This window comes from Stenotrophomonas sp. Steno-Z2, from assembly GCF_056393235.1.
Map to the genome: position 1 here is coordinate 171,707 of NZ_JBWJOY010000003.1, position 21,302 is coordinate 193,008.

Below are 21,302 nucleotides of genomic sequence, written 5' to 3' on the forward strand. Positions count from 1 at the left end.
GCGCCTCCCCCGCGAGGCTGCAACGATGTGATCCGCCGGCCCTCGCTGCGCCGACACGGGCAGCGCCGGTAAGCTGCGCGCACCCCACGACCCGGATCCGAGAGGATGGACACCCGCCCCTGGCTGCCCCTGGCGCTGGCACTGGCGCTCGCCGGCGCCCCCGCGCACGCCGCGACGACGCAGCCCGACACCTGCAGCGGCAGCGCCCTGCGCGACCACCCGCCCGCGGTCAACTTCCGCGTGGACAACGACCTGTTCGGCGGCGCCCACCAGGACCAGGGCTATACCAACGGCGCGATGCTGACCTTCGTCTCGCCCAACCTGGCCGATTACACCGACGACCCCTGCCTGCCGGCTCCCGCGCGCTGGATCAACCGCCACCTGGAGCGCCTGCACCCGGGCGGGTTCGAGCAGCAGAACATGATCTTCAGCGTCGGCCAGGGCCTGTTCACGCCGACCGACAGCACCCGCGCCGACCTGATCGAGGACGACCGCCCCTATGCCGGGGTGCTGCTTGCCAACTTCGGCTACAACGCCCGCACCGGCGACCGCCTGCGCACCACCCAGCTGGCGGTGGGCGTGGTCGGCCCGTCCGCGCAGGGCAAGCAGGTGCAGGACGCGGTGCATGGCGTGCTGCACGACGAGAAGTTCATGGGCTGGAAGAACCAGCTGCACGACGAGCCGGTGTTCCGCCTGCTGCATGAGCGGATGCGGCGTTGGCCGGCGAACAACGCGGCGGGCTGGGGCTGGGACGCCATCAGCCACTGGGGCGGCGCCGTCGGCAACCTGGCGACCTACGGCAATGGCGGCGGCGAAGTGCGCTTCGGCTGGCAGCTGCCGGACGACTTCGGCAGCTCGCCGATGCGCCCGGCCGGCGAGAACACCGCGCCGACCCGCGGCGGCCGCCAGTCGGGCTGGTCCGGGCATCTGTTCGTGACCGCCGATGCGCGCTGGGTGCTGCGCGACATCACCCTGGACGGCAACACCTTCCGCCACAGCCACAACGTGGACAAGCGCCCGTTCGTCGGCGACATCGGCTATGGCGTGGCGCTGATGCGCGGCAAGTGGAAGTTCGCGCTGGCCCGCTACCACCGCAGCCGCGAGTTCGAGGGGCAGAAGGAACGGCCGGTGTTCGGCAGCTTCACCATCAGCCGCACGCTGTAGGCGCGGCCCTGCGAAAAAAAAGCCGGCTTGCGCCGGCTTTTTTCATGCGTCCGATCAGGACTTCCACCACATCATGAAGGCGTCCCACAGGCGCTTGAAGAAGCCGCCCTCCTCCACCGCCTGCACCGCCACCAGCGGCGCCTCGGCGACGATCTTGCCGTCCAGCGCCACCTTCACCGTGCCGATCTGCTGGCCGGCGGCGATCGGCGCGACGAGCTGCCTGGGCACGTCCATGCTGGGCTTGAGGTCGGCATAGCGGCCGCGCGGCACGCTGACCAGCAGCGGCTGCGCCACGCCCAGCTGCACTTCGTTGGCGGCGCCCTTCCACACGTGCTGCGTGGTCACGGCCTTGCCGGTTTCGTAGAGGCGGTGGGTTTCGAAGAAGCGGAAGCCCCAGTTCAGCAGCGCCAGGCTGTCGTCGGCGCGCTGCTTCTCCGAGGCGCCGCCCATCAGCACCGCGATCAGGCGCTGGTCGCCGCGCTGGGCCGAGCTCAGCAGGCAGTAGCCGGCCGCCGAGGTGTGGCCGGTCTTGATGCCGTCCACGCTCGCATCGCGCCACAGCAGCAGGTTGCGGTTGGGCTGGGTGATGTTGCCTACGGTGAATTCCTTGATCTTGTTGTAGGCGTAGGTTTCCGGGTAATCGCGCACGAACGCGCGGCCCAGCAGCGCCAGGTCGTAGGCGCTGGACTGGTGGCCCTCGGCGGTCAGGCCGTGGGCGTTGACGAAGTGCGAGTCCTTCATGCCGAGCTTGGCGGCATAGTTGTTCATCAGCGCGGCGAAGGCTTCCTGGCTGCCGGCAGCGTGTTCGGCCAGGGCGATGGCGGCGTCGTTGCCCGACTGGATCGCCATGCCCTTTTCCATGTCCTCCAGGCGCGCGGTCTGGTTGACCGGGAAACCGCTGTAGCTGCCATCGGTGCCGGCGCCGCCCTCGCGCCAGGCGCGCTCGCTCATCATCACCTGGTCGTCGGGCTTGATCTTGCCGTTCTTGGTTTCGGCGGCCAGCACGTAGGAGGTCATCACCTTGGTGATGCTGGCCGGCGGCAGCGGCATGTGGATGTTCTCGCCGGCCAGCACCTGCCCGGAGGCGTAATCCATCAGCACCCACGCGCTGGCGGTGGACGGCGCCGGCGCCGGCGGGATCGCCACCTGGGCGGGGGCGGCGGCAGCGGCCGGCGCGGGAGCCGGGGCCGGGGTGGGCGTCTGGGCGGAGGCCAGGCCGATGGCGAAGGTCGTGGCCATGGCGGCGGCGGCAAAGCGGAATTTCATCGGAAAACGGTTCCTGTCGGGACAAGGAATGGAAAGCGGGCGGTCATTGTAGGGCGTGGCGGCGCCATCGCAGCGGCAGCGCCGGCCTGCCTGCGCGACCCGCGCCGGGCGCCGCGGTCAATCGCGCACGATCTGCGGGCTGCCGAATCCCAGACCGGCGATGCGGCCGGCAAGTTCCGCCGCCTTGGCGACGTCGTCGGCGGGCACCCGCAGGCGCCACAGCGTGCGGCCGCCGCTGACGACATCGCTGAGCGTGGCGCCGGCGATGCCGGCCGCGCTCAGCTGGCCCAGCGCGCGGGCGGCGTTGTCGCGGCTGGAGAAGCTGGCCACCTGCAGCAGGATCGCGCCCAGCGCGCGCGCCGCGGCGTCGGGCGCCGGCGGCGTTGCCGCCGCCGATGCGGCGAGGTTTGCCGGCGCCGACGGTGCCGGGCCGGTGGACGCCGGCAGGGCCTGCACGGCCACCGCCTGCGGCGCCGGGCCGGTGGCGCCGACTTCAGCCGGTCGCGGCGCGGCGGCCTTCGCCGCGGCGGGCGTGGCCGGCAGCGTTTCGACCAGCTGGTCCATGCGGCTGGGCGGCGGCGCGGCGGCGATGGCGGTGGTTTCCGCCGCCACGGGCGTGGCGCGTCCGCGCGCCGGGCGGCGCGCGCCGCTGGAGGCCAGCAGGTTGTCGCTGCCCGGCGCCAGCCCGCGCACTTCCACCCGGCCGGTGCCGCGCTGGGTGATGCCCAGGCGCACCGCCGCGGCATAGCTCAGGTCGATCACGCGGCCGTCGTGGAACGGACCACGGTCGTTGACCCGCACGATCACCGATTCGCCGTTGTCCAGGTTGGTGACGCGGGCGAAGCTGGGCAGCGGCAGCGTCTTGTGCGCGGCGGTGAACTGGTACATGTCGTAGACCTCGCGGTTGGAGGTCAGGCGCCCGTGGAACTTGGCGCCGTAGTAGGAGGCCATGCCCTGCTCGACGTAATCATCGGCGCGCTCCATCACCCGGTATTCCTTGCCCAGCACCACGTACGGCGACTTGTTGCCGATGGCCGAGCGCGGCTCGTTGCTGACCACCGGCTCGGGGATGCAGGCCACGTCCGGCACGTAGTCGGGGGTGCTGTCCTTGACGCCCGGGCGGTACAGGCCGCCGGCGCTGTAGTGGCCGCGCGTGGTGGGATCTTCCTGCGCCCTGGCGTAGGGCGAGCCTTCCGGGCAATGCGGCGGACGCCCGCCGTGGCCCTGCACCACGCTGCCGGCCGGCTGGCCGTGGCCGCCGCCGCTGGCGGGTTTCGGCTTGGGCGCGCTGCTGCAGGCAGCCAGCCCGAGCACGATCAACGCAGGGACCAGCCACCTGATGTTCATGCCGGCGGCAGCTCCCGCCCGGCGATGGCCTGGGACAGCTGGAACACGGCCATGGCGTACATCTTGGAAAGGTTGTAGCGGGTGATGGCGTAGTAGTTCTGGAAGCCCAGCCAGTACTGCTTGCCGGTGCTGCCTTCCAGCGTGATCGGGGTGGCGGTGGCGCCGGCCGCGCGCACCGGCACGGCCGGGTGGTAGCCGCGCGCGGCCAGGGCATCCAGGCCCAGGTTCGGCGTCCAGTCGACCGGGTTGAGTTCCTCGCGGCCGGCATCGAGCGTGGCCGGCACCGCGACCGTGCCGCCGCGCACCCAGCCGCCCTTCTTCACGAAGTAGTTGGCGATGGAGGCGAACACGTCGTCATGGCTGGCGAACAGGTCGCGGCGGCCGTCGCCATCGCCGTCCACCGCGTAATCCAGGTAGCTGGACGGCATGAACTGGCCCATGCCCATGGCGCCGGCGTAACTGCCCTTGAGCGCGGTGATGTCCAGCTTCTCCAGCGCGGCCAGTTCGAACAGCTTGGCCAGCTCGTCGCGGAAGAACAGCTCGCGGCGCACTTCGCGCTCGAGCTTCTGCGGGTCGCCGCTGCGCGGGTACTTGAACGCCAGCGTGTACAGCGCGTCGAGCACGCGGTGGTTGCCAGTGTTGGCGCCGTAACTGGTCTCCACGCCGATGATGGCCACGATCACCTCGGCCGGCACGCCGGTGCGGTCCTGCACGCGCTGCAGCGCGTCGCGGTGCGTGGCCAGGAATTTCCTGCCGCCGTCGATGCGCGCCTGGCTGATGAACATCGGCCGGTATTCGTTCCACGGCTTGACCCGCTCGGCCGGCCGCGACATGGCGGCGATGATCGGCTCGCGGATCTGCGCCTGCGCCAGCACCGATTCGATGTAGGCCGGGTCCAGCCCGTAGCGGGCGGCGGTGTCGCGCACGAAGTTGGCGCGCGCGGTCTCGAACGGCACCGGGGTCAGGTCCACCGGCGGCAGGTCCGGCTTGCGTTCCGGCGCGGCTTCGGCCGGCGCGCCGCCGGTGCCGATCGGTTTCTCCGCCGGTTGCGGAGCGGGAGCAGGGGCCTGGGGCTGGGTCGCGCAGGCGACCATGCCCAGGGTGAGACAGCAGACCAGGACGCGTCGAATCATCGGCCGAGATTAACAGGTCATGGATGAATTTCCATCAATAACACCATGAATCGCAACGGGATTGAAGCATCTATCCCCGCCGCGTCCTGCACGGTCGTCCGTCATCGCGGCCAACGGAAAAACTGAATGCGCATATTCACCGGAAGCCCCGCCGCTTGATGTCGGGGCAGTACCGGCAGGTGTATCAGGCAGATCCAGCGCCCGCTGCACGGAAGGCCGCGGCATCAAGCCGGCGACGAAGCGCACGGTCCGGGAAACAGGCCGACAGGTGAGCGCATGAAAATCTGGGCACCGACCGCACCCCCCATCCCAGTGGGTGCGGCCGGTTGCCCGGACCGGATTCCGGCGCCGGCCGGGCGTCTCCCCACGCCCGGGCCAGCGGATCCCGGCCTTGCCGTCCAGCAAGCTTGCAAGCCGGCCGCCACGGCGCGATGCGACCGGTGGCGGGCGCTATTGTGAGGCTTTTGTTAAACGCCGTGTTTGATCCTGATCAACCCGATCCGGATCGAGGTCGCATTTTCAGTGGGCCCGACGATGCGCGTGCACCGCCATCCCCAGGCCGAACTTCCGGGCAAGGCAGGCAGCATGCATTGGCATCGGGCAGCCACGCGCCAGCCCAGGCAGGAACGGCGCATGTGCTGTTGCGCCGCGGGACGTACCGCATGCGGACATGAGGCGCAGCGACCCGGACGCATGCACCGCGGCGACGGTGCGCGGGCTCCAGGCACCGGCCACGGATCTGTCGCGAGGCGTCAGCCGTGGCCGCCGTGCACCGGGTTGTAGCTGCGCGCGGCCATCACCAGGCCGAAGCCGGCCAGCAGCGACACCGCGGCGGTGCCGCCGTAGCTGATCAGCGGCATCGGCACGCCCACCACCGGCAGCAGGCCGGAGATCATGCCGCCGTTGACCAGCGCGTAGACGAAGAACGACAGGCCGGTGGCGCCGGCGACCAGCCGCGAATAGCCGTCGCGCGACTGCACCGCGATCCACAGGCAGCGCCCGACCACGAACAGGTAGAGCGCCAGCACGGTCGCCACGCCGATCCAGCCGAACTCCTCGCTCAGCACCGAGAAGGCGAAGTCGGTGGTCTGCTCGGGGATGAAATTCAGGTGCGACTGCGAGCCCAGCCCCCAGCCCTTGCCGGTCAGCCCGCCCGAACCGATGGCGATCTTGGACTGGATGATGTTCCAGCCGGCGCCGAGCGCATCGCTCTCCGGGTCCAGGAACATCATGATGCGGTCCTTCTGGTAGGGCATCAGGAACCAGAACCAGGCCACCGGCGCGGCCGCCGCGACGCCGCCCACGCCCAGCCCCACCCACCACCACGGCAGGCCGGCCAGCAGCAGCACGAAGGCGCCGCTGGCGGCGATCAGCATGGCGGTGCCGAAATCCGGCTGCAGCATCACCAGCGCGGTCGGGATGCCGATGATCACGCCGGCCACCAGCACCACCGGGATGCGCGGCGGCAGCGGCATGCGGTGCAGGTACCAGGCCACCATCATCGGCATGCTCACCTTGAGCAGCTCGGCCGGCTGCAGGTAGAACAGCTTCAGGTCCAGCCACTGCCGGCCGTACTTGCCGGTGCCCAGCACGAACACCGCCAGCAGCGGCAGCATCGACAGCGCGTAGATCAGCGGCGTCCAGGCGCGGATGCGCAGCACCGGCACCCGCGCGATCGCCCACATCGCCAGCAGGCCGACGCCGAAGCGCGCGCCCTGGGCCATCACCAGGCCACTGCCGCCGGCGCTGTCCAGCACCGCCAGGCCCATCGCCATCAGCGCGCCCAGCGCGAGCAGCAGCGGCCAGTCCAGGCCGCGGGTAAGCCGCTGCGCCATTTCCAGCAGCCAGCGCAGGAAATCCCTCATGGCGGTGTCCTTCCGGGGGCCGGGGGTCGGGTGCCGGAGGCCGGGGCTGGAGCGGCATCGGGCGCGGGAGCGGGCGGCTGGGGTGCGGGCTGGCCGGGCGTCTGTTCCGGCGCGGAAGCCGCATTTTCCGGTTGCGGCGCAGGCAGGGGTCCAGCGGACGCCGGCTTTTCCCCCGGCCCCTGGCCTCCGGCCTCCGCCCCCTGCTCATCCGGCATCACGCCCAGCAGCCAGGCGTCGAACACCTTGCGCGCGATCGGCGCCGCCGCCGCGCCGCCGTAGCCGCCGCCCTCGACCGCGACCGCGATGGCGATCTGCGGGTCCTCAACCGGGGCGAAGCCGATGAACAGCGCGCGGTGGCGCAGGTGCATCGGCAGGCTCTTCGGATTCACCGCGGCGGTACCGCGGCGGCTGACCACCTGCGCGGTGCCGGTCTTGCCGGCCATCCGGTACGGCGCGCCGGCTGCGACGCGCCAGCCGCTGCCGCCGGGCTGCATGGTGCCCATCATGCCTTCGCGCACCGCCTGCAGGTTGGCGGGGTTGGGGCTGATCGGCCGGGGCTCGGGCTGCGGCAGCGGCGTCCAGTCGTGGTCGAAGCCCACTTTCTGCTCGACCACCAGGTGCGGCGTGCGCAGCTGCCCGGAGGCCAGGCCGCCGACGCCGCGCACCAGCTGCAGCGGCGTCACCTTCCACAGGCCCTGGCCGATGCTGGCGTTGACCATGTCGCCGGGATACCAGCGCTCCTTGCGCAGCCTGGCCTTGGCCGCCGGCGACGGCAGGATGCCGCCGATCTCGCCGGCCAGGTCGATGCCGGTGGGCTGGCCGAAACCGTAGCGGCCGCCCATGTACTGGTCGTAGCGCTCCACGCCCATGTCGATGCCGAGCTGGTAGTAGTAGGTGTTCACCGACTGCGAGATCGACTTGCGCAGGTCGGTCCAGCCGTGGCCGCCGCGGTTCGCGTCGCCCCAGCCGCGGCTCACGCCCGGCAGGTAGAACATGCCGCGCGAGAGGATCTTGTCCTCGGGCCGGCGCAGGCCGCTGTCCAGTCCGGCCAGGCCGAGGAACGGCTTGACCGTGGAGCCGGGGGCCACGCCGCCCAGCACCAGGCGGTTGAACTGCGGCCGCGAGGGGTTCTCGTTGAGCCGCCTGAAGTCGGCGTGGGAAATGCCGTTGACGAACAGATTGGGGTCGTAGGACGGCAGGCTGACCATGGCCAGGATCTCGCCGGTGCGCGGATCGATCGCCACCGCCGAACCTTCCTGCTCGCCGAACGCGGCCACCATCGCCTTCTGCAGGTCGACGTCGATGGACAGGCGCAGGTCCGCGCCCGACTGCGCCGGCACCCGGCCGAGCGTGCGGATCGCGCGCCCCTGCACGTTGGTCTCGACCCGCTCGTAGCCGATCCTGCCGCGCAGCCGGTCCTCGTAATAGCGCTCCAGCCCGGACTTGCCGATATGGGTGAGCGCCGCGTTGCCCTCGCCCAGCTCCTGCAGGTCCTTGTCGTCGACCCGGCCGACGTAGCCGATGACATGCGCGAGCAGGTCGCCGTACGGGTAGCGGCGGGTCAGGTAGGGCTCGAGCTCCACGCCCGGGTAGCGCCAGCGGTCCACCGCGAAGCGCGCCATTTCCTCGTCGCTCACGCGCAGCTTGAGCGTCACCGGCATGAAGCTGCGCCGCGCCTTGCGCGACTGGTTGAAGCGCTCGATGTCCTCGTCGCCGAGCGAGAAGATGGTGCGCAGCCCGGCCAGCGTGGCGGCCATGTCCTCGACCTTGTTGGGGGTCACGTCCAGGCGGAACGCCGGCACGTTCTCGGCCAGCAGCCGGCCCTTGCGGTCGTAGATCAGCCCGCGCCCGGGCACCACCGGCCGCGCCTTGATGCGGTTGGCTTCCGAACGGGTGGCGTAGATGTCGTGGTCCAGCACCTGCAGCTTGAAATACCAGCCGCCCAGCACGCCGAGCCCGAGCAGCACGCCGAGGAAACCGACCGCCGCGCGGCGCCGGAACTGCTCGACCTCGGCCTGCGGGTTCTTGTGCTGGCGCCGCCCGTACATGGCTCAGTGCCCGCGCTTGCCCAGCCGTGCGGCATCCAGCAGCACATAGACCGGCAGCCACAGCAGCATGCCCGGCAGCGGCGCCCACCAGTAGCTCCACGGCAGCAGCGGCTCGGCGGTGAACAGGTGCACGGCGGCGCTGATGATGCGGTCGTTGAGCAGCAGGCCGCCGATCGCCAGCGCCTGCTGCGACAGTGGGAAGAAGCGGATGCGGGCGCGGAAGCGCTGCAGGATGAAGGCGAACACCACCAGCCGCAGCGCCTGCTCGCCGAGGATGCCGCCGTACAGCAGGTCGGCCAGCACGCCGATGCAGAAGGCGAAGCCCAGCCCGACCCGCTCCGGGGTTTCGATCACCCAGTAGCCCAGCACCAGCGCCAGCCAGTACGGGCGGATCGGCTGCAGCAGTTCCGGCAGCGGCACCAGGCCCAGCAGCAGGGCCAGCGCGAGGCTGGCCGGCAATACCCAGCCGCGGCTGCGCAGGCGGCTCATGGCCGGGTCTCCTGGGGTTGGGGCCGGCGGCCGGAGGCCGGGGGCCGGGGGGAAGGCGGATGGGCGGCGGGCGGAGCGTTTTCCGGCGTCGGCGGAACCAGGCGCGGCGCATCGGCCGCGGCGCCCGGCTGTTCCCCGGTGCCCGGCGCCGGACGCGGGCCGGGCACGGTGTCGCCGCCGGCCGGCGGCTCCAGGCCGGTGGTCACCGGCATGCGCGGGATCTGCGGCACCGAGCGCAGCAGCAGCACGTCGCGGCCGCGGTCCAGCTTGGCCGCCGGCTCCAGCTCGCCGACCAGGAAGGCGTGGGTGTCGTCCGGCCGCAGTTCCAGGATCTTGCCCACCGGGAAACCGGCCGGGAAGCGCCCGCCCAGCCCGGAGGTGACGATCTCATCGCCCACTTCCACGCCGGCACTGAGCGGGATGTCGCGCAGTTCCAGGCGGTCGCCGCGGCCATAGGCGATCAGGCGCACGCCATTGCGCGCCACCGTCACCGGTACCGCGTGGTCGGGGTCGGTCAGCAGCAGCACGGTCGAATGCAGCGGGGTCACCGCGATCACCTGCCCCATCAGCCCGCCGGCGTCGATCACCGCCTGGCCGATGTGCACGCCCTCGCGGCTGCCGGCGTCCAGCACCAGGCGCTGCTTCACCGGGTCCAGGTCGATGTCCAGGATCGGCGCCAGCTGCACGTCCAGGCCGCTGCGCTCGGCCACGTTCAGCAGTTCGCGCAGCTGGGCGTTGTCCAGCGCGGCGGTCTGCAGGCGGGTCAGGCGCGCGTTGGCCAGCAGCAGCTGGTTGCGCAGTTCGCGGTTCTCGGCGACCAGCTGGTTGTGGCTGGCGGCGTTGTCGCGCACCGAGGCGCCCAGGCGCCCGGGCAGGCCGGCCAGCGCCCACACCGGCTGCACCACCAGGCCGGCCTGGGTGCGCAGGCGCGACAGCCAGCCGCCCTGGTCGTCCAGCACGATCAGGGTGATCGCCAACGCCAGGTAGGCCAGCAGCCGCAGCGTGCTGCTGGCGTCGCCCTGGCGGGAGGCTACGGGTGGACCGGCATAGGGCGGCACAGTGCGACTACCGGGAACGGGGAAATGGGAAAGGGGAAGTGGCGTGCACGACGCCTTCGGCGTTCACGGCGCGACGCGGACCGCGGATCGGGACAACGGCAATCAAGGAACGGAAAAGGGCGGGAAAGCCGATGGTTCTTCATTCCCGTTTCCCCCTTCCCTGCTTCCCGCTTCACTCCGGCGCAAAGAACTCGTTGCCGTGCATGTCCACCAGCTCCAGCGCGCGGCCGCCACCGCGGGCCACGCAGGTCAGCGGGTCGTCGGCTACCTGCACGTGCAGGCCGGTTTCCTCGGAGATCAGCCGGTCCAGGTCGCGCAGCAGGGCGCCGCCGCCGGTCAGCACGATGCCGCGCTCGGCGACGTCGGCGCACAGTTCCGGCGGGGTCTGCTCCAGCGCCAGCTTGACCGCCGAGACGATGCCGGACAGCGGCTCGTGCAGGGCCTCGAGCACTTCGTTGGAGCTGATCTTGATCATCTTCGGCACGCCCTCGGCGAGGTTGCGGCCGGAGATTTCCATCTCCTGCACCTCGGCCTGCGGGTAGGCGCAGCCCAGTTCGACCTTGATGCGCTCGGCGGTGGCCTCGCCGATCAGCATGCCGTGGTTGCGGCGCACGTAGTTGGTGATCGACTCGTCGAAGCGGTCGCCGCCGATGCGGACCGAAGCCGAATAGACGATGCCGTTGAGCGAGATCACCGCCACTTCGGTGGTGCCGCCGCCGATGTCGATGACCATCGAGCCGCGGGCTTCGGTGACCGGCATGCCGGCGCCGATGGCCGCGGCCATCGGCTCCTCGATCAGGTACACGTCGCGGGCGCCGGCCTCCTCGGCCGACTCCTTGATGGCGCGGCGCTCGACCTGGGTCGAGCCGGCCGGCACGCACACCAGCACGCGCGGGCTCGGGCGCAGCACGCGCGACTTGTGCACCTTCTTGATGAAGTGCTTGAGCATCGCCTCGGTGTAGGTGAAGTCGGCGATGACGCCGTCCTTCATCGGGCGGATGGTGGTGATGTGGCCCGGGGTACGGCCGAGCATCTGCTTGGCTTCGGCGCCGACGGCGGCCACCGAGCGGGTGCCACCGATGGCGCGGTCCTGGCGCACGGCCACGACCGACGGCTCGTTCAGCACGATCCCCTGCCCGCGCACGTAGATGAGGGTGTTGGCCGTGCCCAGGTCGATGGACAGGTCATTGGAGAACATGCCGCGGAGCTTCTTGAACATCTGGGGAGTGATCCTGAGGGCGCGCGCCCACGCCGGATGGCGAAAAAATGGGCAGAAAACGAGGGTTGGCTAGCCTATCAACCCACCCCGGCACGGGCAAGGAAAATCCATGCCCGCAACGGGTTTCAGGGGCACGGCGGGCGGGCGCCGGCGCTACGTGGTTGTGGCCGCGCGCCGCCGCAGCCGGTACCCTTATGCACTTTGGCGCGCGTCCGCGCCGCCCCGCCTGCGCCCGCATGGCGGCGGTTTCCCTTTACCCGTATAGGCCCGTTCGCGATGTCCGCTCTGATCTGTGGTTCCCTTGCCTTCGACACCATCATGGTGTTCCCGGACCAGTTCAAGAACCACATCCTGCCGGACAAGGTGCACATCCTGAACGTGTCCTTCCTGGTGCCGCGCATGCGCCGCGAGTTCGGCGGCTGCGCCGGCAACATCGCCTACAACCTGCACCTGCTGGGCGGCGAGCCGATCCCGATGGGCACGGTGGGTTCGGACTTCGGCCCGTACCGCGAGCATTTCGATGCGCTGGGCATCGACCTGAGCCGCGTGCGCGTGATCGAGGAGCTGTTCACCCCGCAGGCGTTCATCACCACCGACCACGACAACAACCAGATCACCGCCTTCCACCCGGGCGCGATGATGCGGTCCTACGAGAACCACGTGAAGGACGTGCCGGGCGTGACCTTGGGCCTGGTCGGCCCCGACGGGCGCGAGGGCATGATCCAGAACGCCATCGAATTCAAGGAGATGGGCGTGCCGTTCATCTTCGACCCGGGCCAGGCCATGCCGCTGTTCAACGGCCCGGAACTGCGCACCTTCATCGAACAGGCCGACTACGTGGTGGTCAACGACTACGAGTCCAACCTGCTGCAGGAGCGCACCGGCTGGAACGAGACGGAGATCGTCGGCCGGGTCGAGGCCTACATCACCACCCGCGGCCCCAAGGGCGCGGTGATCCACACCCCGGAAAAGAGCTACGACATCCCACCGGCGCACGAGCGCCGCGTGGTCGACCCGACCGGTTGCGGCGACGCGTTCCGCGCCGGCCTGATCTTCGGCATCCAGAAGGGCTACGACTGGCTGACCATCGGCCGCATGGGCAACCTGATGGGCGCGCTGAAGGTGGAACACCCGGGCACGCAGAACCAGCGCTTCGACTTCGACGAGTTCAACGAGCAGTTCAAGCAGCAGTTCGGCTACGCGCTCTGATCGCGCGGGCCGGGATGCCTGCGGAAACGGCGCCGGAAGGCGCCGTTTTTCGTCGTGGGTGCCGGGCATGCCCGGCCCACGCCGTACCGGCATGGGCCCCATGCGGGGCTTGCCCCGCAGCTACGGGCCGTAGCGGGCGGCCTCGCGCTCCAGCCAGGCCTGCAGCGCGCGCCTGCGCACGCCTTCGCCCTTCGCCCGCCGCAGGCAGTCGAGCATGTACGCGCGCTTGCCCTCGTCGTCGCCGGCCAGGGACAGCGCCAGGTCGCGATCCATCCAGCGCCGGAACACCAGGTACAGCACCGCATGCAGGGCCAGGGCCAGCACGCTGACCACGACCGCGATCACCACGCCCATGCGTGCCCTCGCGCCCCCTGCGCCGCCCTCGTGCCCATGGTGGGCCGGCTCAATCCCAGCCGGCGGGCATCTGGCTGCCGTCCAGGCCGCCGGTCTCGAACACCGCGGTGCGGGTGCCGCCGGCCTTCACCGGGAATTCGATGCGCACGACCTTGGCCTTGCGCGCCAGCCGCCACAGGCCGCGGTTGTCGGTGATGAACATGGCGATGGCCTCGTCGGTGTCCGGGCGGTACGCGGCCATGCGCCGCGGCGCCTCGTCGTCCACGGTCACCGTGACCTGGCAGCTGGCGTAGCAGGCCTTGGCGAAATCGCTGGTCTGCAGCACCAGGTAGGCGTGGCGCTTCCACTCGGGATGGTCGCGGAACACCAGTTGCACCACCTTGGGGCCGCTGCCGTCGACATCGACCCGCTCCTTGCCCTGGATCATCGCCGAGCGCTGCACGCCCTTGCTGCCGACCGACACCTGGTTGTAGCTCCACAGGCCCTGCATGCGGCGCAACTCGCGCGCGGCCTCGGCCTTTTCCTTCACTTCGGCAAAGCCCGGCTCGATGCGGCGGGCGGCCTCCGAATCCGGGAACTGGTCGAGCAGCGCGGCGCCGTGGACGCGCGCCTTCTCCCATTCGGTGGCGGTCACCGCCGCGTCGTAAAGCCTGGCGATGCCCTCGGCATCGGCTTCGCGTCTGGCGCGCTCCTGCGCCGCGGCGGCCTCCTGCTGCTGGCGCTCGGCCTCCGGGTTGCCGCAGGCGGCCAGGGCGACGACGCACAGGGCGCCAAGGATCAAGGGTTTCATCGGGCTGCTCCGCGTGGACGTGGCGCGGCGAGGCCGCGCGATGGCGTCCACTTTAAACATCCGCGCGGCGCCCCGTCATTTCCGCGGAGCCGCGCGTGCGCCTACCTGCCCGCCGGCTGCCCCTCGCGCCACCAGGGCGTGGACGGCGCCGGCGCGCGGATATCCAGCCGCTCGCCCATCTCCGGCGTGGCCAGCGCCACCTCGCGCTGCCGCGCCAGCGCGACGATCCGCTCGAACGGCTCGGTCCACGGATGCAGGGCCAGGTCGAAGGTGCCGTTGTGGATCGGCATCATCACCTTGCCGCGCACGTCCAGGTGCGCCTGCAGGCTCTGTTCCGGCTGCATGTGCACGTCGGGCCAGCCGGCATCGTAGGCGCCGGTCTCGACCATGCTCAGGTCGAACGGGCCGTAACGCTCGCCGATGCGGGCGAAGCCGTCGAAATAGCCGCTGTCGCCGCTGAAGAAGAGCCGCGTGCGGCCGGTATCGATCACCCACGAGGCCCACAGCGTGCGGTTGCCGTCGGACAGGCCGCGGCCGGAGAAGTGCTGGGCCGGGGTGGCGACGATCTTCAGCCCTTCCACCTGCGTTTCCTGCCACCAGTCCAGCTGCTCGATCCTGGCCGCGGGCACGCCCCAGGCAGCCAGGCGGTCGCCCACGCCCAGCGCGGTGACGAAGTGCCGCACCTTCGGCGCCAGCGCCAGCACCGCGGCATGGTCGAGGTGGTCGTAATGGTCATGGGAAATGATCACGCCGGTGATCTCCGGCAGTTCCTCGATGGACAGCGGCGGCGCATGGAAGCGCCGCGGCCCCATGAACGACATCGGCGAGGCGCGCTCGGAGAACACCGGGTCGGTCAGCCAGAAATGTCCGTCCAGCTTGAGCAGCATGGTCGAATGCCCGAGCCGCCACAGGCTGTCGTCCGGCGCCTCCAGCAGCCCCTGCCGGCTCAGCGGCCGTACCGGGACCGGCGCCAGCGGGCTGGCGTCCGCCGGCTTGTCGAACAGCAGCCGCCACAGCGCGCGGACGGTACCCGAAAAGCCCGTCGACACCCTGGTGGTGGCGGCGTTGTGGAAACGCCCCTCGCCGTATTGCGGCGACTGGTCGTAAGCGGCGGCCGGATGGGCACCGCAGGTCAGCAATCCGATGGACATGGCGATCAATACCGTCAGCAGGAGGAGGAGGCGGGGCAGGCGACGCTTCATCGGGGGCCACCCTGAAAAGTACACCGGCGAGTCTACTTCCATCTCCAGAAAAGTAAACTGAACGGTGTAAAATCGCCGCATGAACGCATCCGGCCGCCCCACCCGACTGACCGACCGCAAGCGCGAGGCGATCCTCCGCGCCGCGGTCGCCGAGTTCCGCGAGTTCGGCTTCGCCGGCACCAGCATGGACCGCATCGCCGCCACCGCCGAAGTCTCCAAGCGCACGGTCTACAACCATTTCGCCAGCAAGGACGAGCTGTTCGCCGCCATCCTCTGGCAGCTGTGGGACGCCAGTCGGTCGCTGGACGTACCCGGCTACGACCCGGCGCGGCCGCTGCGCGAGCAGCTGCTGGCCTTCGTCGCGCGGAAACTGCGCCTGCTCAGCGACGCCAGCTTCATCGACCTGTCGCGGGTGGCCATCGCCGAACTGGTGCATGCACCGGAGCGGGCACGGGTGATGATGGACAGGCTGGCCGAGAAGGAAGAAGGCCTGACCAGCTGGATCCGCGCGGCGCAGGCCGACGGCCGCCTGCGCGATGACCTCGCCCCGGCCGAGGCCGCCCACCAGCTGCAGGGCATGGTCAAGGCGTTCGCGTTCTGGCCGCAGATCACGATGGGCGCCGCGCCACTGGACGCCGCCGCGCAACAGCGGGTGATGCACGACTGCGTGGACATGTTCCTGGCGGTACGCGCACCCAGGCCCTGAGCGCAGCGCGGGACCGGCATCGGCAGCCTGCCGCGGGAATCCTTGGCCGGCTTTACGGCGGCCGGGCTGACGACACGTGTCGTTACGTTTGACACTGCGAGGGCGACACCGTCCCTTCGTACATTCCGCAAACACGCCCACCGGGCCTTTCGCGGACACAGGCAACATGCGCGCTTCACTGAAATTGCCCTTGCTGTTGTCATCCGCCTTCCCGCTCACCACCCTGGCCGCCGACCAATGGATCCTGGCCACCGATCTATGGGGAAATACCGCCAGGCGGACCTTGAATCTGGACGTGCAAGGCACGCGTGTCAGCGGAACACTGGGCGGCGATCCGATTACCGGCAGCGTGGACGGCGCGCAGCTGAAGTTCACCGCGACCGGCAGCGACGGGCAGGTCCATCACTACGAAGGCCGCATCGATGGCGGCCGCATGCAGGGCCGCAGCGATGAGCCGGACACCAACAACCGCAGCGTGCGTGCCGCGCATGATTTCAGCGCCTGGCGGGTGCCGGCACGGCCGGACAACGCACCGCGCCTGCACCGCTTTACGCCAGGCGATTACTCCAACACCTTCAGCGCCGACCGCGCCCCGGTGCTGGTGGTCTGGCCCGGCGATTCGGTGCAGACCAGGACCCTGGATTCCGGTGGCGTCGACGAGAACGGCATCACCCGCGCCCTGTTCGGCAACCCGCAGGTCGGCCCCTTCTTCGTCGCCGGTGCCGAGCCCGGCGACACCCTGGCGATCACCCTCAGCTCGCTCAAGCTCAACCGCGACTACGCCGACAGCCTCGACGGCATCGTCGGCCGCCTGAAGACGCCGCGCATCGCCACCGAGACCGCGACGCTGGGCAAGCCGGTCCGCTGGGAACTGGACCGCGTGCGCGGCATGGCACGCCCGCAAGGCGCCGAGGGCGCCATGAAGAACTTCGAGATCCCGGTCAAGCCGATGCTCGGCGGCCTCGCCGTTGCACCCGGCTTTGGCTACCCACCGTTCTCCACCGGCGACACCAGCGACTTCGGCGGCAACATGGATTTCAACGCCGTGGTCCAGGGCAATACGGTCTACCTGCAGGTGCAGCAGCCCGGCGCGCTGCTCTACCTGGGCGATGGGCACGCCCTGCAGGGCGATGGTGAAACCAGCCAATGGGCGCTGGAAACCTCGCTGGACGTGGTGTTCAAGGTCGAGCTGATCAAGCGGCACACCATCGTCACGCCGCGGGTGGAATCACCCACCCAGATCATGACCCTGGGACAGGCCGGCTCCAGCGACGATGCGCTGCGCCTGGCGACATCGGGGATGCTGCAGTGGCTGCGCCAGTCCTATGGCCTGGATATGGCGCAGGCCACCCAGGTACTGGGCGTGGCGGTGCAGTACAGCGTGGTCAACCTTGCCGGCCGCAGCGTTGGCGTGGCGGCGAAGATCGACAAATCGGTACTGAAGGATCTGCCGGCTGCCGCGGGCACGGCGGGCGGCTGAGCGCCATGACCGGAGTCGAACGCCGGCATACATAACCGGGCAGGCACGGCGCCCCCGGGCCACGGAGTCCTTGCCAGCCGCAGGAACTGAAAAACAAACGGCGAGCCGAAGCTCGCCGTTTGCCTTGATGCACGCCCGGGCCGGTTACGGCTTCGGCGCGGCGTCCTGCTTCGGCGCGGCTTCGGCCTTGGCGATCATGTCGGCCACCGAGGCGGTGGTGATCGGGTGGTAGCCCGGCTTTGCCCTGGCGAACACGTCCTTGGCGAAGGCCAGGCCTTCCGGGGTCTTCAGCAGCTCGGCATAGATCGGCAGGATCAGCTTGCGGCGGCCGACCTTCTGGATGAACTCGCCGGCGGCCGGCTGGGCCTGGGTGTAGCCGCTGCGGATGGCCAGCGGGTACCAGCGCATGGCGATCTCGCCGTTCGGCGTGCCGGTGAAGTGGTAGGCCTTGTCCAGCTGCTCCAGCCTGGCCACCGGCACGGTCGCGCCGAGGCCGTCGATGAAGCGCACCCACTCCTGGGTGGTCCACTGCCCGGTCACCTGGTTGCTCGGCAGCTGCTCGCTGCCCAGCCAGGCGATGCGCGCGGTATCGACCACGGCGAAGCCGCGCGAACGGGCCTTCGGCGCGAACGAGGGAATGCCCGGCTCGTCCAGCCATGCGTGCAGCTCGGCCTCGGTCACCGCGGTCGGGTTCTTCGGCAGCAGGTTCTTCTTCAGGTACTCGACGAACTGGTCGGTGTTGGCGCTCTGGAAGGCGTGGTCGTCGAACCAGCCGCGCAGGAACGGATCGAACACCTCGCGGCCGAAGCGCTGCTCCAGGAACTGCAGGAACCACGCGCCCTTGACGTAGGCGACATTGCTCAGCGCCTCGTCCGGGTCGCGCTCGGTCAGCGGCGGCAGCGCCAGCGCCTGGTCGGCCGGGCTCATGTCCTTCACTTCGTTGAGCAGGTCGGTCTGGTCGATCTCGCGCTCCATCTCGGCCGCTTCCTGGCCGTACAGCGCCTCGGTGATGCGCGCCTGCACGTAGGTGGTGAAGCCCTCGTTGAGCCAGATGTCCTTCCAGCTGGCGTTGGTCACCAGGTTGCCCGACCAGCTGTGCGCCAGCTCATGGGCGACCAGCGAGACCAGCGATTTGTCGCCGACGATCACGGTCGGGGTGGCGAAGGTCAGGCGCGGGTTCTCCATGCCGCCGAACGGGAACGACGGCGGCAGCACCAGCATGTCGTAGCGGCCCCAGCGGTATTCGCCGTAGAGCTTCTCGGCGGCGCCGATCATCTTCTCGGTGTCCTCGAACTCCCTGGCGGCCTTGTTGACCATGGCCGGCTCGGCCCACACGCCCGAACGCGGCGAGATCGGCTCGAACACCAGGTCGCCGGCGGCGATGGCCAGCAGGTAGGACGGGATCGGCTGCGGCATCTTGAAGCTGTAGTCGCCGTCGCGCGCGGCCTTCGGGTCGTTGTCGGCGCTCATCAGCACCATCACGTCCGGGCGGCTGGTGACGTGCGCGCTGTAGGTGAAGCGCACGCTCGGGGTGTCCTGCAGCGGCACCCACGAACGGGCGTGGATGGCCTGCGACTGGCTGAACATGAAGGGCAGCTTCTTGCCCTCGGTCATCGACGGCTCCAGCCACTGCAGGCCCGAGGCGGTCGGCGCGGTGTGGTAGGTGATGCGCACGCTGGCCGGCTGGTCCGGCGCCTGGATGGTCAGCTTGCTGCCGAACACCTTGTCCGCCGGCGCCAGCTCGAACTGCAGCGGCGTGGCGGCGCCGTCGGCGGCCAGCGCCTCGACCTTGGCGATGCTCAGTTCGCGGGTGTCCAGCACCAGCTGCCTGGCGTCCTTGTCCTTCCACTCCAGCGCGTAGGTGGCGGTGCCGCCGATCTGCTTCTGGTCGAAATCGACGTTCAGGTCCAGCGCCAGGTCCTTGACGACGACCTTGTCCGGTTCGGCGTAGGAGCTTTCGTCATGGCTGCGGCTGATGGTGTTCACGGCGGCGGCGGGCTTCTCGGCGACGGGATCGGCAACGGGAGCGGCGGGGTCCTTGGCGCAGCCGGCGACGAGCGCGACGGCCAGGGGCAGCATCAGGAAGGGTGAACGCATGGGATTACCTTTGCGGCGGAAAACGGTGGAGAGGAACACGGGGTGAGGGAAGGACCGCGGGAACCGGCGACCGCCGTCCCGCGCCTTCGGCCTAGATCTTGTAGCCGGAATGGATGGCGACGATGCCGGCGCTGAGGTTCTTGTAGTGGCAGCGGGCGAAGCCGGCCTCGCCCATCATCGCCTTGAGCTCTTCCTGCGGCGGATGCTTGCGGATGCTCTCGGCCAGGTACTGGTAGCTGCCGGCGTCGCCGCGCGCGAACAGCCTGCCCAGCGTCGGCAGCACCTTGAACGAGTGGAAGTCGTAGATCGGCTTGAACCAGTCGGCGGTGACCTCGGAGAACTCCAGCACGCGCGCCTGGCCGCCGACCTTGAGCACGCGGTACATCTCGCGCAGCGCGGCGTCCTTGTCGGTGACGTTGCGCAGGCCGAAGGAAATGGTCACCAGGTCGAAGCTCTGGTCCGGGAACGGCAGCGCCTCGGCGTTGAGCTGCACCCACTCGAAGCCGGACACGTGGCCGCGGTTGGTCAGGCGGTCGCGGCCCACCGACAGCATGCCGGCGTTGATGTCGCCCAGCACCACGCTGCCCTCCGCGCCCAGCCGCTCCTTGAGCAGCACCGCGATGTCGCCGGTGCCGCCGGCCAGGTCGAGCACGCGGTCGCCCGGCTTCACCTGCGCGGTGGCCACGAAGTAGCGCTTCCACAACCGATGGATGCCCAGGCTCATCAGGTCGTTCATCAGGTCGTAGTTGTCGGCCACCGACGTGAATACCTGGCCGACAAGCTTCTGCTTGTCCCTGGCCGGCACGTCGCGGAAGCCGAAGTGGGTGGTGCCGCTCTTGTAGGGGGATTCGCTCATGCGGCCGATTATCGCACTCCCGCGCCGGCGGCGCGGCGGCGCCCGGGAACGGGCCGCTATCATGGCCGGCCACCCGACGGATGCCCGCCCCATGATCGCCACGCCCGACTACCGCGCCCTGCTCGACACCGCCATCGCCGAGGCCCGCCAGGGCCTGGCCGAGGGCGGCATCCCGATCGGCGCGGCGCTGTACCACAACGACGGCCGCCTGCTCGGCTGCGGCCACAACCGCCGCGTGCAGGAAGGCGACCCCTCGATCCACGGCGAAACCGACGCCTTCCGCAAGGCCGGCCGCCAGCGCGGCTACCGCGACACCGTCATGGTCACCACCCTGGCGCCGTGCTGGTACTGCTCCGGGCTGGTGCGCCAGTTCAACATCGGCACCGTGGTGGTCGGCGAATCGGTGACCTTCGCCGGCGGCATCGACTGGCTGCGCGACAACGGGGTCAAGGTGATCGACCTCGCCGACGAGCGCTGCATCGGCATGATGCGCGAGTTCATCGCCGCCAACCCCGAGCTGTGGAACGAGGACATCGGCGAATAGGCGCGCGCCGGCGCCGAACCTGCTGCGGCGCCCCTCCGCCATAGGCCGTCGCTCTCGACGCGCCGCCGGAACGGCGCCGGATGTGACGCAGCGCACACCCGGCAGGCGGCAATCGTGCGCCTGCCACCTGCCTGTCATCGATACGGGCTATGCTCGGCCGTGCAGGGGGACACTGCCATCGAGGTGACGCGATGCATATTCCGCCCGTACATGGACGCCATCGGCAATCGCTGCGCCAGGCCGGCGAACGGCTGCGCGCCCACTATGCCCGCCACCACCGCTCGGCCGCCTTCTGGGACGCCTACCAGCAGATCCAGAACGAACTGGCCGACGAATTCCCCGACCACCGCGCCGAACTGTGCAACCGCATGGCCGCCTTCGCGCAGCGGCTGGGCGCGGTGGAGGAAGCGCAGCTGCTGGATGACCCCCTCCATCGCAACTGAGCCGATGCCGTGAAACGAAACGACGACGCCGG

The 21,302-nt window shown here is 70.1% G+C and carries 19 protein-coding genes; 6 read left to right on the forward strand and 13 right to left on the reverse strand.

All coding sequences use genetic code 11. The features are described 5' to 3' along the window. Nucleotides 1–105: 105 nt before the first annotated feature. Nucleotides 106–1,164: a lipid A deacylase LpxR family protein gene (locus AC06FP_RS10205; protein ID WP_478075405.1), complete on the forward strand. Its 1,059-nt coding sequence runs from the start codon at nt 106–108 to the stop codon at nt 1,162–1,164. Nucleotides 1,165–1,218: 54 nt separating this feature from the next. On the opposite strand, the gene AC06FP_RS10210 is transcribed toward AC06FP_RS10205, so the two are convergent. The 8 genes from AC06FP_RS10210 to AC06FP_RS10245 form a co-directional block, all read right to left on the reverse strand. Continuing rightward, nucleotides 1,219–2,430: a D-alanyl-D-alanine carboxypeptidase family protein gene (locus AC06FP_RS10210; protein ID WP_478075406.1), complete on the reverse strand. Its 1,212-nt coding sequence runs from the start codon at nt 2,428–2,430 to the stop codon at nt 1,219–1,221. 117 nt (nt 2,431–2,547) lie between these two features. After that, on the reverse strand, nt 2,548–3,777 hold the full coding sequence (locus tag AC06FP_RS10215; RefSeq protein ID WP_478075407.1) for a septal ring lytic transglycosylase RlpA family protein: 1,230 nt from the start codon (nt 3,775–3,777) through the stop codon (nt 2,548–2,550). Continuing rightward, nucleotides 3,774–4,910: a lytic murein transglycosylase B gene (mltB, locus tag AC06FP_RS10220; RefSeq protein ID WP_478075408.1), complete on the reverse strand. Its 1,137-nt coding sequence runs from the start codon at nt 4,908–4,910 to the stop codon at nt 3,774–3,776. Before mltB ends, AC06FP_RS10215 begins: the two co-directional genes overlap by 4 nt. A 752-nt stretch (nt 4,911–5,662) precedes the next feature. Beyond that, nucleotides 5,663–6,775, reverse strand: a complete 1,113-nt coding sequence (gene rodA / locus AC06FP_RS10225) for a rod shape-determining protein RodA (protein ID WP_456118140.1) — start codon at nt 6,773–6,775, stop codon at nt 5,663–5,665. Next, nucleotides 6,772–8,823: a penicillin-binding protein 2 gene (gene mrdA, locus AC06FP_RS10230; protein ID WP_478075409.1), complete on the reverse strand. Its 2,052-nt coding sequence runs from the start codon at nt 8,821–8,823 to the stop codon at nt 6,772–6,774. Before mrdA ends, rodA begins: the two co-directional genes overlap by 4 nt. A 3-nt stretch (nt 8,824–8,826) precedes the next feature. Then, entirely contained in the window at nt 8,827–9,312 is a 486-nt protein-coding gene (gene mreD, locus AC06FP_RS10235; RefSeq protein WP_456118138.1) for a rod shape-determining protein MreD, read from the reverse strand. Then, complete coding sequence (gene mreC / locus AC06FP_RS10240; protein WP_478075410.1) at nt 9,309–10,370, reverse strand: rod shape-determining protein MreC; 1,062 nt, start codon at nt 10,368–10,370, stop codon at nt 9,309–9,311. Before mreC ends, mreD begins: the two co-directional genes overlap by 4 nt. A 172-nt stretch (nt 10,371–10,542) precedes the next feature. Beyond that, the gene (locus tag AC06FP_RS10245) at nt 10,543–11,589 is read right to left on the reverse strand and encodes a rod shape-determining protein (protein ID WP_054662886.1); all 1,047 of its coding nucleotides are present in this window, start codon (nt 11,587–11,589) and stop codon (nt 10,543–10,545) included. Nucleotides 11,590–11,865: 276 nt separating this feature from the next. Here AC06FP_RS10245 and AC06FP_RS10250 point away from each other — a divergent pair, with 276 nt between their 5' ends. Then, the gene (locus tag AC06FP_RS10250; protein WP_478075411.1) at nt 11,866–12,798 is read left to right on the forward strand and encodes a carbohydrate kinase family protein; all 933 of its coding nucleotides are present in this window, start codon (nt 11,866–11,868) and stop codon (nt 12,796–12,798) included. Between the two features lie 120 nt (nt 12,799–12,918). Here the strand turns inward: AC06FP_RS10250 and AC06FP_RS10255 are convergent, their stop codons facing one another. From AC06FP_RS10255 to AC06FP_RS10265, 3 genes are all read right to left on the reverse strand, one after another. Continuing rightward, nucleotides 12,919–13,152 (reverse strand): hypothetical protein, encoded by a 234-nt coding sequence (locus tag AC06FP_RS10255; protein WP_478075412.1) that lies wholly within the window; start codon nt 13,150–13,152, stop codon nt 12,919–12,921. Nucleotides 13,153–13,201: 49 nt separating this feature from the next. Further along, nucleotides 13,202–13,942 carry a hypothetical protein gene (locus AC06FP_RS10260; RefSeq protein ID WP_478075413.1) on the reverse strand — a complete coding sequence of 247 codons (741 nt, stop codon included), beginning with the start codon at nt 13,940–13,942 and terminating at the stop codon, nt 13,202–13,204. Nucleotides 13,943–14,043: 101 nt separating this feature from the next. Continuing rightward, complete coding sequence (locus AC06FP_RS10265; RefSeq protein ID WP_478075476.1) at nt 14,044–15,132, reverse strand: MBL fold metallo-hydrolase; 1,089 nt, start codon at nt 15,130–15,132, stop codon at nt 14,044–14,046. Between the two features lie 91 nt (nt 15,133–15,223). Here AC06FP_RS10265 and AC06FP_RS10270 point away from each other — a divergent pair, with 91 nt between their 5' ends. Continuing rightward, nucleotides 15,224–15,850: a TetR/AcrR family transcriptional regulator gene (locus tag AC06FP_RS10270; protein ID WP_478075414.1), complete on the forward strand. Its 627-nt coding sequence runs from the start codon at nt 15,224–15,226 to the stop codon at nt 15,848–15,850. Between the two features lie 190 nt (nt 15,851–16,040). Beyond that, a complete protein-coding gene (locus AC06FP_RS10275; protein WP_478075415.1) occupies nt 16,041–17,330 on the forward strand; it encodes an acetamidase/formamidase family protein in 1,290 nt (429 codons plus the stop codon). 144 nt (nt 17,331–17,474) lie between these two features. On the opposite strand, the gene AC06FP_RS10280 is transcribed toward AC06FP_RS10275, so the two are convergent. Beyond that, nucleotides 17,475–19,427, reverse strand: coding sequence for a M1 family metallopeptidase (locus AC06FP_RS10280; RefSeq protein ID WP_456118131.1), 1,953 nt, complete (start codon nt 19,425–19,427; stop codon nt 17,475–17,477). A 91-nt stretch (nt 19,428–19,518) separates the two neighbouring features. Further along, a complete protein-coding gene (gene ubiE, locus AC06FP_RS10285) occupies nt 19,519–20,283 on the reverse strand; it encodes a bifunctional demethylmenaquinone methyltransferase/2-methoxy-6-polyprenyl-1,4-benzoquinol methylase UbiE (protein WP_478075416.1) in 765 nt (254 codons plus the stop codon). A gap of 91 nt (nt 20,284–20,374) precedes the next feature. Between ubiE and AC06FP_RS10290 the strand changes: the two genes are divergently transcribed. Continuing rightward, entirely contained in the window at nt 20,375–20,827 is a 453-nt protein-coding gene (locus AC06FP_RS10290; RefSeq protein ID WP_478075417.1) for a nucleoside deaminase, read from the forward strand. Between the two features lie 191 nt (nt 20,828–21,018). Beyond that, nucleotides 21,019–21,270, forward strand: a complete 252-nt coding sequence (locus AC06FP_RS10295) for a hypothetical protein (RefSeq protein ID WP_478075418.1) — start codon at nt 21,019–21,021, stop codon at nt 21,268–21,270. The last annotated feature ends 32 nt before the right edge of the window (nt 21,271–21,302 follow it).

Coding starts and splice junctions, on each gene's coding strand:
- AC06FP_RS10205 (WP_478075405.1), top strand. CDS start 106: ATGGACACCCGCCCCTGGCTGCCCCTGGCGCTGGCACTGGCGCTCGCC.
- AC06FP_RS10210 (WP_478075406.1), bottom strand. CDS start 2,430: ATGAAATTCCGCTTTGCCGCCGCCGCCATGGCCACGACCTTCGCCATC.
- AC06FP_RS10215 (WP_478075407.1), bottom strand. CDS start 3,777: ATGAACATCAGGTGGCTGGTCCCTGCGTTGATCGTGCTCGGGCTGGCT.
- mltB (WP_478075408.1), bottom strand. CDS start 4,910: ATGATTCGACGCGTCCTGGTCTGCTGTCTCACCCTGGGCATGGTCGCC.
- rodA (WP_456118140.1), bottom strand. CDS start 6,775: ATGAGGGATTTCCTGCGCTGGCTGCTGGAAATGGCGCAGCGGCTTACC.
- mrdA (WP_478075409.1), bottom strand. CDS start 8,823: ATGTACGGGCGGCGCCAGCACAAGAACCCGCAGGCCGAGGTCGAGCAG.
- mreD (WP_456118138.1), bottom strand. CDS start 9,312: ATGAGCCGCCTGCGCAGCCGCGGCTGGGTATTGCCGGCCAGCCTCGCG.
- AC06FP_RS10245 (WP_054662886.1), bottom strand. CDS start 11,589: ATGTTCAAGAAGCTCCGCGGCATGTTCTCCAATGACCTGTCCATCGAC.
- AC06FP_RS10250 (WP_478075411.1), top strand. CDS start 11,866: ATGTCCGCTCTGATCTGTGGTTCCCTTGCCTTCGACACCATCATGGTG.
- AC06FP_RS10255 (WP_478075412.1), bottom strand. CDS start 13,152: ATGGGCGTGGTGATCGCGGTCGTGGTCAGCGTGCTGGCCCTGGCCCTG.
- AC06FP_RS10260 (WP_478075413.1), bottom strand. CDS start 13,942: ATGAAACCCTTGATCCTTGGCGCCCTGTGCGTCGTCGCCCTGGCCGCC.
- AC06FP_RS10270 (WP_478075414.1), top strand. CDS start 15,224: ATGAACGCATCCGGCCGCCCCACCCGACTGACCGACCGCAAGCGCGAG.
- AC06FP_RS10280 (WP_456118131.1), bottom strand. CDS start 19,427: ATGCGTTCACCCTTCCTGATGCTGCCCCTGGCCGTCGCGCTCGTCGCC.
- ubiE (WP_478075416.1), bottom strand. CDS start 20,283: ATGAGCGAATCCCCCTACAAGAGCGGCACCACCCACTTCGGCTTCCGC.
- AC06FP_RS10290 (WP_478075417.1), top strand. CDS start 20,375: ATGATCGCCACGCCCGACTACCGCGCCCTGCTCGACACCGCCATCGCC.
- AC06FP_RS10295 (WP_478075418.1), top strand. CDS start 21,019: ATGCATATTCCGCCCGTACATGGACGCCATCGGCAATCGCTGCGCCAG.